11 protein-coding genes are annotated in these 13,306 nt (G+C 58.2%); 8 read left to right on the forward strand and 3 right to left on the reverse strand.

The genetic code is table 11. The features are described 5' to 3' along the window. Positions 1-144: 144 nt before the first annotated feature. From ABID37_RS22300 to ABID37_RS22315, 4 genes are all read left to right on the forward strand, one after another. Positions 145-1,587 carry a metal-dependent hydrolase family protein gene (locus ABID37_RS22300; protein WP_354198828.1) on the forward strand — a complete coding sequence of 481 codons (1,443 nt, stop codon included), beginning with the start codon at positions 145-147 and terminating at the stop codon, positions 1,585-1,587. A 468-nt stretch (positions 1,588-2,055) separates the two neighbouring features. Beyond that, on the forward strand, positions 2,056-3,033 hold the full coding sequence (locus ABID37_RS22305; RefSeq protein WP_354198830.1) for a helix-turn-helix domain-containing protein: 978 nt from the start codon (positions 2,056-2,058) through the stop codon (positions 3,031-3,033). A gap of 506 nt (positions 3,034-3,539) precedes the next feature. Then, positions 3,540-4,610, forward strand: a complete 1,071-nt coding sequence (locus ABID37_RS22310) for a helix-turn-helix domain-containing protein (RefSeq protein ID WP_354198832.1) — start codon at positions 3,540-3,542, stop codon at positions 4,608-4,610. A 9-nt stretch (positions 4,611-4,619) separates the two neighbouring features. Next, positions 4,620-5,669 carry a helix-turn-helix domain-containing protein gene (locus tag ABID37_RS22315; protein ID WP_354198834.1) on the forward strand — a complete coding sequence of 350 codons (1,050 nt, stop codon included), beginning with the start codon at positions 4,620-4,622 and terminating at the stop codon, positions 5,667-5,669. Positions 5,670-5,721: 52 nt separating this feature from the next. On the opposite strand, the gene ABID37_RS22320 is transcribed toward ABID37_RS22315, so the two are convergent. The 3 genes from ABID37_RS22320 to ABID37_RS22330 form a co-directional block, all read right to left on the reverse strand. Then, positions 5,722-7,638, reverse strand: coding sequence for a sensor histidine kinase (locus tag ABID37_RS22320; RefSeq protein WP_354198836.1), 1,917 nt, complete (start codon positions 7,636-7,638; stop codon positions 5,722-5,724). A 194-nt stretch (positions 7,639-7,832) separates the two neighbouring features. Beyond that, positions 7,833-8,231 (reverse strand): response regulator transcription factor, encoded by a 399-nt coding sequence (locus ABID37_RS22325; protein ID WP_354198838.1) that lies wholly within the window; start codon positions 8,229-8,231, stop codon positions 7,833-7,835. Between the two features lie 62 nt (positions 8,232-8,293). After that, a complete protein-coding gene (locus ABID37_RS22330) occupies positions 8,294-8,899 on the reverse strand; it encodes a response regulator transcription factor (RefSeq protein ID WP_354198840.1) in 606 nt (201 codons plus the stop codon). Positions 8,900-9,355: 456 nt separating this feature from the next. Here ABID37_RS22330 and ABID37_RS22335 point away from each other — a divergent pair, with 456 nt between their 5' ends. From ABID37_RS22335 to ABID37_RS22350, 4 genes are all read left to right on the forward strand, one after another. Beyond that, positions 9,356-9,802, forward strand: coding sequence for a YidH family protein (locus ABID37_RS22335; protein WP_354198842.1), 447 nt, complete (start codon positions 9,356-9,358; stop codon positions 9,800-9,802). Between the two features lie 73 nt (positions 9,803-9,875). Further along, complete coding sequence (locus ABID37_RS22340; protein WP_354198844.1) at positions 9,876-11,438, forward strand: arylsulfatase; 1,563 nt, start codon at positions 9,876-9,878, stop codon at positions 11,436-11,438. 74 nt (positions 11,439-11,512) lie between these two features. Next, positions 11,513-12,373, forward strand: a complete 861-nt coding sequence (locus ABID37_RS22345; protein ID WP_354198846.1) for a bile acid:sodium symporter family protein — start codon at positions 11,513-11,515, stop codon at positions 12,371-12,373. Then, positions 12,370-13,296, forward strand: a complete 927-nt coding sequence (locus tag ABID37_RS22350; RefSeq protein ID WP_354198848.1) for an HAD family hydrolase — start codon at positions 12,370-12,372, stop codon at positions 13,294-13,296. The genes ABID37_RS22345 and ABID37_RS22350 overlap by 4 nt, the downstream gene beginning before the upstream one ends. Positions 13,297-13,306: the final 10 nt, after the last annotated feature.

Consider the following 13,306-nt stretch of genomic DNA (forward strand, 5'->3'; position numbering starts at 1 on the left):
TTCGCGGCGGCTCGTGATGATAGCTCGTTTTAGCCGCATGTTGAGAACGGCATTTTCCGCTTCGGTTGCTCCGATCCCAAGAACTGATTCGTTTCTGACTGGAGTGCGGTGAGAACTTAGTCATATGAACTAGGAGGATTTCCCATGTTTCGATTGGGCATGAAGTATCAACACCTGGTTCACGGCGTTGGTTGTGGCTGTTCAAGTCCGATGCTTCTGCAGGCGTCGAGACGCCTGGATGAATTTTCGCGAAGATCGTTCCTCAGGGGCGCAGGTGCGGCGGCGATCGCCGCAGCAACGCCCGTGGCATCTTTCGCCCAGACAGCGGAAGTTGATGCGAAGGTTCTGTTCACCCGTGCCAGGCTCTTCGACGGCAAGTCGGACGCGCTCCAGCCAAACGTCCAGATCCTGGTCGAAGGCAACCGGATCGCGTCGATCGATACGACGAACAGCGCTCCACCCGCTGATGCGACCGTGATAGATTGCGAAGATCGTGTCCTCATGCCGGGCCTGATCGATGCGCATTGGCATGCGGTGTTTGCCGCAGTTCCATTGCCCGTTCTTATGGCAGGCGATCCCGGCATCATCTTTGCGACATCCACCGCGGAGGCAGAACGCACCCTGATGCGTGGTTTCACCACCGTGCGCGATCTGGGCGGTCCCGTCTTCTCATTCAAGCAGGCGATCGACAGTGGCATCATACCAGGGCCACGCATCTTCCCATCGGGCGCCATGATCACGACGTCCGGGGGGCACGGCGATCTTCGCATGCCATCGGAGATTCCGCGCAATGGTGGACAACTCAGCCATGGCGAACTGTTGGGCGGCGCGGCGATTGTCGACGATGCCGGTGCCCTGCAGCTTCGTATACGGGAGCAGTTGCTGCAGGGTGCCTCGCAGATCAAGGTCATGGCGGGCGGTGGCGTGTCGTCTCCACGTAGTCCTCTCGACATGACCACCTTCAGCGAAGATGAGCTTCGCACGGCGGTCAATGTGGCGCGAGACTGGAACACTTACGTCACCGTCCATGCCTATGCCCCCAACACCGTACAGCGGGCCCTCGCAGCCGGTGTCACCTGCGTCGAGCACGCACATCTGATGGACGAAGAGACCGCAAGGATGATCGCAGACAAGGGCGTCTGGCTCAGCATGCAGCCTTTCCTGACAATGGAGGATGCTGCTTCGCAGACCGGGCCAGGTGTCGAGCGTGCGCAGCAGCTCTTCGTCGGCACGCCTAGGGTCTACGAATTCGTCAAGAAGTACGGCATCAAGACGGCCTGGGGCTCCGATGTGCTGTTCTCACCCGAACTGACGCCGCGCCAGAACATCATGCTGACCCATCTCAGCCGCTGGTATACGAATGCCGAAATCCTGCGCATAGCGACGTCTGTCAATGCGGAACTGCTTGCCCTTTCGAATCTGCGAACGCCGTATGAAGGCAAGCTGGGCGTGATCGAGGCAGGAGCATTTGCAGACTTGCTGGTCCTGAACGGCAATCCCCTCGATAACATTCGCCTGATCGAAGAGCCTGAAACGAGCCTGGCCGTCATCATGAAAGACGGTAGGGTTCATAGGAACGCGCTGTGAGCACATGGCCAACGATCCCGCAGATCGGGTGGGAGTGGCGATGGAGTAATGCTGCCGCTACTCTCCAACAAGCTCGGGTCACTCTTGCAGGAATGTGTCCCGAGTCAGATTTTCTGGTGGTCCGGAAGAGTGTCCACGTATTTGGCCGCCGGTTTCATTTGGGCATGCAGGAAATTAACGTTATGTACAGGTTTTGATTTCCTGAAGCACTTTAAGAAAATTATGAATGATTGAGATAATGTTGAATTGATTTTGATATATTGGAAAGTTGAGGGTTCGTTTCATTGGCAAGAAATCGGCTTGTCGTGCAGTTGTCTGCTGCACTATAGTGACGCCGACAGGATAGGGCCGTCGTGAATACGGAAGAATGCTCGCTCAGCAAATGACGTAGCAGCCAAAGGCTTGGTTGGAGAGAAGCGACCACGTGAGGTGACTCCGAGGTCGGACCACAGGTTGTGGAGGCCATGAATGCTGGAGGCGCCGAACTGGTACGCGCGCAAATACAACTCCGTCGTGGCCCGCACCCGCGAGTCTGATCCCGATGCGGAATTCCATATCCGGCAGATCGGTGCGCAGCATCATTCATCACGCCTGGCGACCATCGACTACAGTGACGCGTTTGTCCTCGACTTGCGGGACGCAGGCGGCATCGCCATGTCCGGGGCGATCAATGACGATGCGTTGACGGCAGTATTCTTTTGGGGCGAAGGTGCCGCCTTTAACGGTCAGCAGAGCGAAATTCCGCGGTTGCGGATCCTCGGCCCGGGAACGAAATTCGATTTGGCGATGCCCGGAAACTATCGCCTCATGCGTATCGGCCTGCGGGGTTCCGCGCTCGATTCGTTGCGTACCGCGTCTGCCGCCCACTCGGGTCGACGAGATTGGCTGATGCCTGGGGTTCACGAGCAGTGCTTTGCCCCCAAAACCGAACTTGAGCTTCAGCAGAAACTGTTGCGGGCCGTCGGGTTCGCGGAAGCTGCCGCGCGGCGCGGCTACGACCTCAGCGCCGGCCTGGCAGTTGCGGCGAGCGAGGCGGGCGCCGCGCTCGCGCGAGTGCTCTCCTGCACGGAGGAGCCGTCTGCCCGCAGTCCCGGTTCCGGCGTACGGCGCAAAATCGTCGATGCCACTCTCGCTATCCTCGAGGCCAGTCCGCATGGTCCGGTTTCGATCTGCGCCATCTGCGGGGTGCTGGGCATCGGCGAGCGGACACTGGAGCGCGCCTTTCGGGAACATCTGGGAGTCAGCCCTCGCGCCTACGAGCGGGAGCGGCGGTTACGGGCTGCGCACGGCCTGATCCTGACAAAGGGTGATCGCCTCTCGATCACCGATATCGCCATGAGCTTCAGCTTCTGGCATCTGGGCCGCTTTGCCGGGGCCTATACGGCGCTCTTCGGGTGCTCGCCCAGCGAGACACGGCGGCGCATTTGGGGGGTGCCGAACGACTGAAAGACCTCGTTGAGGGAGGGATGAATGAACAGGCCGATACGCACCGCCTGCGCCGTGATCCGCAGGAAGCGCGCGACAGGGTGCGTCGACGCTTCATCGCTTCCACGGCCGGCACTTCAGGTCTGTTCTCCAGCGGGTTCGGCGCCGCTGGCGGAGGTTTCCCGACACCCGTTTCACCCTGTCGGAAAGTGGATAGAGATCGGCTCGCTCTCAGGAGATTCTGATCGTACGGCCTCGTTGCTGTCGTCAACGCGCGGCAGTCGGAGTTCGAACGGAAATGCCGGGAGGGCAATGGTGCTCAAACGACCTTTAGCCGCGACCGTCATGCCAGTCTGCCCCTGCGCCGGGAGCGGCTATGTCGCCATCATCCTGACTACCGGAAACTCGAAGCCGGCGGCCGGAGTCGGGATGGAGCCGGAACGAATCCTCCGACAGATGGCCGGAAGCGCGAGACGCAATGGTGGTGCTACACGAGCCTCCCCGATGACGGCAAGATAGGCGTTGTCATGGACGCAAGGGTAAACTCAGGCCGCATTCCCATCGACCCCTTCGCCGACGAGCCTCTTCGTTGTGCCATTGACATCGCCACCTCAGCGGTGCCGGCCAAGGAGCAGTTCGACTTTTACCGGAGTTGGAGCGAAGGACTTGTCGATCTCAAGCTTCAGCAGTCCGCGGGACCCTCGTTTCATGCCCGCCAGCGGGTGTGGCAACTCGGCGATCTGGTTTTGATGGACGTAACATGTCCGGGTTCCGGCTATACTATTCGATGGGAGCACCGGAAACGGCCAATTCTGGACCACTGGTTGTTGAACGTTTCGTTTTCGCGGCTGCCGGAGGTCGGGATGAGTACTGGAAAGCCGGCCTTGAGGAGCCTCGCGTTACCTGACGCCAGATCGAGCAACGATCATCTGTTCGTCGCGCTCCTTTTGCCGCGCAGCTTGCTGCCAGCCGATCCGTCGAGAGTTGAAGTCGGCGACGCTACACTGAGCTTCCTAGCGGAATACCTGCTTCTGTTGCATCGCTCTGTTCCTGATCTCACAGAAGGGGATTTGCCTCACATCGTCTCGGCGACCGCCAATCTTTTCACGGCCGCCCTCATGCCATCCAAAGACAATCCCTCGGCCGCACATGGCCCGGTGGCCGCAGTCGCGGCCGTGCGTATTGCGCAACTCATCATGGAAAAGCTCAACGACCGCGACCTGACGCCGGACAAGCTCTGCCGCGCTGCCGGCGTCTCGCGATCCCATCTCTATCGGATATTCGAGCCGGCCGGCGGGGTTTCCAACTACATCCGCCGCAAGCGATTGCTCAAGACACGCGATGCCCTGGCCGACAGCGCGGACAGGCGGACGATTTCCAATATCGCCGAAGAATGGGGTTTTACCAATGCCTCGACCTATAGCCGGATGTTCAGAGCGGAGTTCGGCTTGTCCCCCAAGGAGGCGCGCGAACTTGGATGGCAGGGCGTTCGGCATTCGGCTTGGCTGAGCATAGATCGGCCAATCAAGGGTGTCGGCAACCTGGGTAATCTCTTGATCAACAATTCCCTGGGCCTGTCACCATCCTCCAGCCGGTGAGTTGTCTTAATGCAGGACAAAGTACGAGGAGAGGTCGAAAGCGACGGAACTGGTGCCGGGGGACCGTTGACGTGTGCGGTCGATGTGGACACCTCGTCTGCGCCTCCGATCGAGCAATTCGATCTTTTTCGAAGCTGGCACTCGAATATCGTCGACGTTGAACTGCTCCGGGACGCGTTCGGGTCGTTCGCCGCACGGGAGCGGGTCTGGCAACTGGGTAGCCTGACATTGGCCTTCATCGAATATCCCGGGACCGGTTATCGCCGCCGTTGGAGCAGCAGGAAGAACCCGGTCTTCGATCATTGGGTTCTTTCCATACCGCAGACTATTCCCTCCGACGGCACCCCATTCCAAACAGGACAATTGCGCTGGCAATGTCTGGCGGAGCCACATCAGGATCAGGGCGAGGACGATGGCGTTCTTTGCCTGTTCCTGCCGCGGGATTTCGCGTTCTCTCAAGCCTTCACTCTCGACATTCGTCCGGAAATGGCGACGTTCATCGCCGATTATATCCTTTTGCTCTATGGTTCCCTTCCGGACCGCACGGTGAATGATGTCCCCTATGTCGCTGCGGCAACCACCAGCCTTCTCGCCGCCTGCATTACGCCGTCCCGAGACTATTTTCTCGAAGCACGGGAAGCGATCGACGCGGTCCTCATGGCTCGCGCAAACAAGCTCATCGCAGCGAGTCTTGGCGACCGGAGCCTGACGCCGGAAAAACTGTGCCAGGAGCTTGGGATTTCCCGCTCCCGTCTCTATCGGATTTTCGAGCCGGCCGGAGGCGTATCGAACCATATCAGGCGACAGCGACTGTTAAAGACGCGCGATGCCCTGGGTGACAATACAGATGGAAGCCCGATCTCCACTATTGCCGAGAAATGGGGCTTTATGGATCCGTCAGCTTATAGCCGGACGTTCAAGAAAGAGTTCGGAATTTCACCTAAAGACGCCCGCGCAGCCGGTTGGCTCGGCATCCGCGTTGTACCTTCGGCAGGGCGGCCGAATGACTATGCGGCGTCGCTAAGCAATATTCTCCTGAACAATTATCTATCCGGTTGATTGTTCCAATGAAAACTCCAATTCCTTCTATATGTAATGTACTTTCAAACATCTATTCTTGTAGGGGAAGCCGAAGGACGATTCGAGCGCCTCGGTGGTAGCCCTCGTCGAACGCCAATGTGCCCCCATGCGCCGTCGCGATCGAATGGCAAATCTGAAGTCCGAGGCCCAGCCCGCCGGGCTTCGTGCTTACAAACGGCTTGAAGGCGTCGTTCATCATGTCCGGTGTCAGACCCGGCCCGTTGTCGAGAACGATCAATTCGCCGAAACGGCCATCCTTGCGCACCACAATTTCCACTTGCCGGTTAGCCGGAGGCAAGGTGGAGGTTGCATCCATAGCGTTGACTACCAAATTTAGTACGATCTGCTGCAACTGCGCGAAATTGCCCAGTACTTCGACCGGGTATGATGGTCGTTTGAAGTTCACTTTTGTTTGCCGGACCACGAATTCGGCGTTGGCGAGGGCGAGCGTCGAGTTGACCACTTGGCTCAGCTCGACGGGTTCAAGAGAGGCCTCACCCTTCGTAAGCAGGCGACGGAGCTGGATGATGACGTCTGCAGCGCGCTTGTTATCGGCGATAATGTCGGAAAATATTTCCTTCAGTTCCCCCAGCTTGCCTGTTTCCATCGGACTGTTCAGCAAACGTTTTCCGACCTCGGCATTTGCCAGCATAGATGTAAGCGGTTGGTTCAACTCATGGGCAAACGCACCTGAAAGCTCGCCAAGCATGGAAGCGCGCGACAGATGGGCGAGTTCGCGTTGTCCCAGTGCGAGCTCCGCCTCGATCTTCCTGCGATGCGAGGCTTGAAGTACAAGTGCCGTAATCAACCCCGACTGAAGCAGGACGACGGCGATTATCAGCATGATTTCGGTACTGTATTCTTCCCATGCCGATGTTTGATGGAAGAGGATTTCGGAGCCGGATGGTAGCAATTTGGGATCGATATTGAACCGTTTCATGACAAGTTCGTTGACGATCGGCTGGGACACCTGCCGTACGAATTGTGGCAGTGTCTGATCTTGGGACGTCACTTTCACCACGAGATCCGCCATCTGTTCGCCCACGCTGCGAAATGTACCCATTTGCCCGCCGAGCGCACCTGCCGCCACGAAAGTGTCGTAGACGGTGTAGAGCGGTACACTGGAAATCGGCGCGAGCTTTGCGGTAACCTCCCGCGGGTCATATTTCCTGCCCTGGGCGTCCTGGCTGACGGTGAGCAGCAGCACGACATCCTCGCGCCTCAGATGCCGGACCTTGTCGGCGAAACCATCGAGGTTGAGCCCTGTCAAATATTCGATTTCGAAATCGAGATAGCGGTCACCCAGAGCAGCCTTTGCAGAGGCTCCCCAGCTTTGATCGAAGGGGCCGGAGCCAAATACGACGAAGGCTTTCTTTGCATAGGGCTGAAGCCTCTGCGCCAAGGACAAGGTTTGCCTAAGGTCGAACTCGCTGAGAATTCCCTTTGCATCAGGTGGAAGCTCATGCAATCTCGTAGAGCGCGTGCTTATTCCTCCGAAGAGCAGCGGAGCATCCGGCGCAATTTTCTCACGATTGTCGAGTATGAAGCTGAGCGCGTACGGTCCCAATACGATAACGACATCCAGCTTTTTGTCGCGATATTTGGCGCTCAACAAATTTGCCATGCGCGTCACGTGCTCAGGCTCCGGGAAGCGCAAACTGTCCAGGTACTCGCTATATATCTCAAAGGCGGTGGGGTTGGGTGCGTCCAGCCTGCTATGAAAGCCTTCGGTGAACTCGATAGTAGAGGCCTTGCTGCCATCGGGTTCATAGATGAGAAGAACTCTAATGGGCTCGGCGTCCGCCATGGCGGAACCTGCCCATATAGTGATGAATGTAACGGCCCAACGTAGCAAACTCAAGAAAATGAGCTTCACCTGAATATAACCGCCCTCAATAATCACCGATTCCGAGTTCACATCATACTTCAGGAGGAAAATCAGACTCAATCGAAATATGGCGGGTCATGAGTAGCCTGTATGCGGTTGGTGAAACAAATCCCGGTGGCGAACAGCCTTGTATATTTCCTCGTTGAAACAAGAAGCGGTCATGGCCGTCAATGATCGGGTGCCGCATCTCGGCCACGATGCCGGGCCTGAGGGAATTTGCAGTGTTGTGTCGCAGTCCTATATGGAAATCAGTTTCAGTTGGAGGGTGGAGCACTCCCGTTGCGGCGAGCTAGGGCCTGCTGGATTGTCGCGTCCAGTATCGTGGGGCTTAATGGCTTTTGAAGATAGTCAATGGCGCCCGCCCTTATGCAAAGTGTACGGAATTCCGGTCGCCCGTTTCCCGAAATGATGATTGTGGGAACGTTGAAGCTGCGAGAGCGCATTTCCTTGAGAACTTCCAGGCCGTTCAATCCCGGCATGTGCAAATCGAGAAGCACACATGCCGGGACCATGTATGCGAGGCTTGCAAGGAAATCCTCGCCCGAGGAGAATGCAACCGGCCGATACGACAACATACCGATGAGACGCCTCAATGCGCGCCTCACAAATTCATCATCGTCGACTATGGCTATGACCGGATCCGCGACGTCCATGGCTATCTACTAAGCCACAACCGACTTCCCGCGTAGTTGGCCTTGGGTCCAACGACAGAAGGTCAGAGGCCAAACTGTTGCACCAGCCGAACGAGATCGGCCAGTGTCTTGACGCCCATTTTTCCCATCATCCGGCCGCGATGCACTTTGACCGTTTTTTCGACGATACCCAATTCGTCGGCGATCTGCTTGTTCAGCTTGCCCGCGACGACATACCGGAGCACCTCATATTCGCGTCGCGTCAACTTTGCGAAACGCTCCTCAAAGCTCTTGCGTTCAGAGAATAACTTTCGTCGGGCCACATCTACCTGCATCGCCCGCTCAACCGCTGCAAGCAGCGCTTCCGAACTCACAGGCTTGGTCAAAAAGTCCAGCGCTCCAGCTTTCATCGCCTGGACAGATGTCGGAATGTCGCCATGGCCGGTTAGAAAAATTACGGCCCTTTCGCTGGAATCCAAGGCCTTCTGAATTTCCAATCCGCTTTTGCCGGGCAGGCTGAGGTCGACGATCGCGCAACCGGCGATCTCGGGATCATGCTCATCCAGGAACGATTCAGCGTCGACGAATGTGCGCGTCTCATATCCTGGCAAGGAAAGCACGCGTGAAAGCGCCCTAAGTATGCTCGGGTCGTCATCGACAAGATATATCTGGAATGAAGGTTCCGCCATGGTGTAAACCAATACATTGTTAATAAACCAAAGTAGAGGGTCCTTTATCCCCACATCAAGATTGAATGTGCCCCGCTGACGATAGAACCAGCCAATTTTACGTCAGCAATGGCTGATCTAGCAATGGCATTTCGTAGGATCCGCTTTTTTGCTGGCACTTGTCCAAGACGTTACGTCCCCGTTTGAATTCTGCTTCACGCAATACCCCTGCATGCTCAAAATATAGCTTCTCCCCAATGCAGACATGTCGATGCGCCCGGCTGTTGGGCCGCCTGGCGGAAGGTAGGCCCTTGGTCCAACTATCGTCGGACCCCGAATGGGTTCAAAAATTACTTTGCGCTTTCGATGAAGCAGTTGGCGGTAACTTGTCATCGGACACTTCGGCCTCGGACTGAAGTGTCTGGGTATGGCGATGCGCGCCTATAGAACGGAGCTTGTGGCTCGAGTGAGTGAGCGATGACGGACCCCATCTTCGAAGACTCTTCGACGGAATTGTCGGCCCGCCGTACCGGCATGTCGTTCCAACGTACCCGCATGAGTGCCGACCGTACGTTGATGTCGGTAATCCGCACCTCGCTCTCGCTGATCAGCTTCGGTTTCACGATCTACCAATTCTTTGAAAAGCTTAAGCAAAGTGCTGTCATCGAGCATGGAGGGGCCGGCCGCAATTTTGGCGTCGCCTTGGTCGCGGTCGGGATCACCATGCTGGTGCTTGGTATCCTGTACCACATCCAGTTCATGCTCGGGCTTCGTGCCGAGCGCAACGAAATGGGAAGGGCCGGCCTCATTCATGGCGAGAGCAAGTTTCCGCCATCGCTGACCCTGGTCACTGCCGTCGTGCTTCTGATCATCGGCATTGCCGCGATCACCAGCATGGTCTTCCGCGTAGGCCCATTCAACTAGCGGAAAAGCAGTCGGTCCGATCGATTTCGATCATGGCCAAGGAAGTCGTGTCTTTTATGAAGTGGAGATCAATATGGCCGCGAAATCTGGCAAGCCGAATATCCTTGTGATCTTTGGCGACGACATAGGCTACTGGAACGTAGGTGCCTATACACATGGGATGATGGGCAGGACGCCCAACATCGACAGGATTGCCAACGAAGGCATTCTTTTCACCGACCACTATGGCCAGGCCAGTTGTACGGCGGGGCGCGCGGCCTTCATCATGGGCCAGGTGCCGGTGCGCACCGGCATGACCACGATCGGCATTCCCGGCTCACCGCGCGGTATCCAGAAGGAGGACCCGACGATCGCGGAAGTGCTGAAGTCGCAAGGCTACACGACCGGCCAGTTCGGTAAGAACCACCTCGGCGACCGCAACGAATTCCTGCCGACGGTGCACGGCTTCGACGAGTGGTTCGGCAATCTGTACCACCTCAACGCGGAGGAGGAGCCGGAGCAGCTCGACCATCCGAGCCATAGGAACCCGGAATATCTCAAGAAATACGGGCCGCGCGGCGTGCTGCATGCCTGGGCGACCGATGTCGACGATCCGACCGAGGATCCGGTGTTCGGCCGCGTCGGCAAGCAGAAGATCGAAAACACGGGCCTGCTCACCAGCAAGCGCATGGAAACCTATGACAGCGAGGTGCTCGACAAGACACTCGACTTCCTCGACCGATCCGCCAAGGACGACAAGCCGTTCTTCTGCTGGTTCAACAGCAGCGCGATCCATATCTGGTCACACGTGCCGAAGAAATACATCCAGAAGGCAGTGGATGAAGGTCGAGCCGAGGAAGATGTTGCCCGCGCCAAGATGATCGAGCACGACGAGCATGTCGGCGTCCTCCTCGACAAGCTCAAGGAGATGGGCGTCGACGATAACACCATCGTCGTCTATACGACCGACAACGGCAACGAGATGATGTTCTGGCCCGATGCCGGCTATGCGCCGTTCCGCGGCGAGAAGGGCACGAGCTGGGAAGGCGGGCTGCGGGTGCCGTGCGCGGTTCGCTGGCCGGCGAAGATCCCGGCGCATTCCAGCTCGAACGGAATCCAGTCGCACGAGGATCTGTACGTCACGCTGGCCGCCGCCGCCGGTCTGCCGAACCTGAAGAGCGATCTTCTCGACGGCTACAAGATGAACGGCACGACCTACAAGGTTCATCTCGACGGATACAATAACCTCGACCACTGGACGGGCAAGTCGCCGAAGTCGGCGCGCCGCGAGTTCTACTATTACGACGAGAATGATCTGATGGCCGTCCGTGTCGACGGCTGGAAGATGCATATCGGCGTGAAGAAGGATGGGGGCTGGTTCAACGAGAAGTCATATCCGAGCGGCCCCTATCTTTTCAACCTGCTGATGGATCCGCTGGAGAAGATGGATCCCGAGTCACATGAGTGGGGTTACATCGGACGCAAGTTCATGGTGAAGAAGCTGTGGGCGCCGACTGCGGCAACTCCGTTCATCGCCGCGCATCTGAAGAGCCTGCAAGCCTTCCCGCCGCGCCAGGCTGCCGACACGCTGAGCCTCCACAAGGCGCTCGAGGCGGCGATGGATCGGCTTGAGACGAGCAGAACCACCAACAACTAGCCGTCGAAAATTTGAGGGACAGGCGATGCTCCCGCATCGCCTGTCCCGGAAACATCTCGAAGAAGGGGCTCCGTGTGACACTGGCGCAACTGATCCCGCTGGCGATCAAGATCAGCATCTTCCTCATCGTCTTCGCGCTCGGGCTGAAGACGGAAAAGGGCGATGCCGTCTATCTGTTGCGGCGCCCCTCGCTGCTCCTGCGTTCCATATTGTCCATGAACATCGCCATGGTCGCGGTCGCGGTCGCGACATCCGCGCTCTTCGATCTGCCGTTTCCCGTCGAAGTCGCGCTGATCGCCCTGGCCGTTTCGCCCGTGCCGCCGATTCTGCCCAAGAAGCAGACGAAGGCAGGCGGCTCGGCCTCCTACTCCATCAGCCTGCTTGCCGCCGCCGCCATGGCCGCGATCGTGCTCGCGCCGCTGGCGGTCGGTCTGGCCGGCGCGTTCTTCGGGCGGGAGGCCGGCATATCGCCTGCAGCCGTCGCAAAGACCGTGCTGGTCACGGTTCTCGTGCCGCTCGGGCTCGGGATCGCTGTGCGCATGTTTGCGCCGCTGCTGGCCGAACGCGCGGCGCGGCCTGTCTCGATCCTCGCAACGGCTCTTCTCGTTCTGTCGGTACTGCCGGTCCTGTTCGTGGCGACCCGGGCGATCTGGGAACTGGTAGGCAACGGCGTGGCGGTTGCGCTCGCGGCCTTCACGCTGATCGGGCTCGCCATCGGCCACCTCCTCGGCGGGCCGGATCCGGAGAACCGCACCGTTCTCGCACTCGCCACGGGCACGCGCCATCCCGGTGTCGCCATTGCCATCGCCAGCACCAATTTCCCGGACGAAAAGGCGGTGCTGGCCGTGGTGCTCTATCACCTCGTTATCGGGGCAATCGTGTCGATCCCATATGTGAGGTCACGGCGCACCAGCAACGCGGAGATCACATTATGAGCGGCTTTCTCAACTCGTGGAACGATGGTGAGGCGAAGCGCGCGATAATCGATTTCGTCTCGCGCGTGAGCGATGGGAACGGTCCGGATTTCGTTCCGAAGGTAGATCGTATCGCCACCTTCGACAATGACGGCACGCTCTGGTGCGAGCAGCCGATCCAGGTCCAGCTCTTTTTCGCCTTCGACAGGTTGGCGGAAATGGCCAAGGCCGATCCATCGCTCAAGGATCGGCCGCCGTTCAAGGCATTTCTGGAACGCGACCTGGCCGCCATAAAGGCGCTCGGTAAGGAGGGCGCTTTCCGTTTCGTCCTGACCACGCATTCGGGCGAAACGCCTGAGAATTTCGACCGGCTTTCCCATGCGTGGCTGGCAAGCGCGCAGCATCCGAAGCTGCGCCGGCGCTTCATCGATAATGTCTACCTGCCACAGTTGGAGCTTCTCGATTTTCTGCGCGCCCACGAATTTACGGTTTTCATCGTAACGGGAGGAGGCGGTGATTTCGTCCGCTCTGTTTCGGAGGAGATCTACGGCATTCCGCGCCATCAGGTGATCGGCTCGAGCGTGAAAACCCGTTTCGAGATCGATGAAGGACGAGCAGATATGGTCAAGCTGGCCGAACTCGGCAGCTTCGATGATCGGGAAGTCAAGCCGGCAAACATCCATCTCCACATCGGGCGGCGTCCGATCCTGGCCTTCGGCAATTCCGACGGGGATCTGGCGATGCTGCGCTATACGAAGAGCAGTTCCTATCCAAGTCTCGCGCTGCTGCTGCATCATGACGATGCGGAGCGTGAATATGCCTATGACGGCAACTTCGCGCTCAGTCCCCTCGTAGAGGCGCTCGACAGGGCGCACGAGTACGGGCTTACGGTCGTCAGCATGGAGCGCGACTGGAATCGCATCTTTGGAGATCAGCCAGGATGAGTATCCGCCA

Source organism: Aquamicrobium terrae (assembly GCF_040545735.1).
GTDB classification, from domain to species: domain Bacteria; phylum Pseudomonadota; class Alphaproteobacteria; order Rhizobiales; family Rhizobiaceae; genus Mesorhizobium; species Mesorhizobium terrae_A.

Excerpts from the sequence above, each read along its gene's own strand:
- ABID37_RS22300 (WP_354198828.1), top strand. The coding sequence starts at position 145 with ATGTTTCGATTGGGCATGAAGTATCAACACCTGGTTCACGGCGTTGGT.
- ABID37_RS22305 (WP_354198830.1), top strand. The coding sequence starts at position 2,056 with ATGCTGGAGGCGCCGAACTGGTACGCGCGCAAATACAACTCCGTCGTG.
- ABID37_RS22310 (WP_354198832.1), top strand. The coding sequence starts at position 3,540 with ATGGACGCAAGGGTAAACTCAGGCCGCATTCCCATCGACCCCTTCGCC.
- ABID37_RS22315 (WP_354198834.1), top strand. The coding sequence starts at position 4,620 with ATGCAGGACAAAGTACGAGGAGAGGTCGAAAGCGACGGAACTGGTGCC.
- ABID37_RS22325 (WP_354198838.1), bottom strand. The coding sequence starts at position 8,231 with ATGGACGTCGCGGATCCGGTCATAGCCATAGTCGACGATGATGAATTT.
- ABID37_RS22330 (WP_354198840.1), bottom strand. The coding sequence starts at position 8,899 with ATGGCGGAACCTTCATTCCAGATATATCTTGTCGATGACGACCCGAGC.
- ABID37_RS22335 (WP_354198842.1), top strand. The coding sequence starts at position 9,356 with ATGACGGACCCCATCTTCGAAGACTCTTCGACGGAATTGTCGGCCCGC.
- ABID37_RS22340 (WP_354198844.1), top strand. The coding sequence starts at position 9,876 with ATGGCCGCGAAATCTGGCAAGCCGAATATCCTTGTGATCTTTGGCGAC.
- ABID37_RS22350 (WP_354198848.1), top strand. The coding sequence starts at position 12,370 with ATGAGCGGCTTTCTCAACTCGTGGAACGATGGTGAGGCGAAGCGCGCG.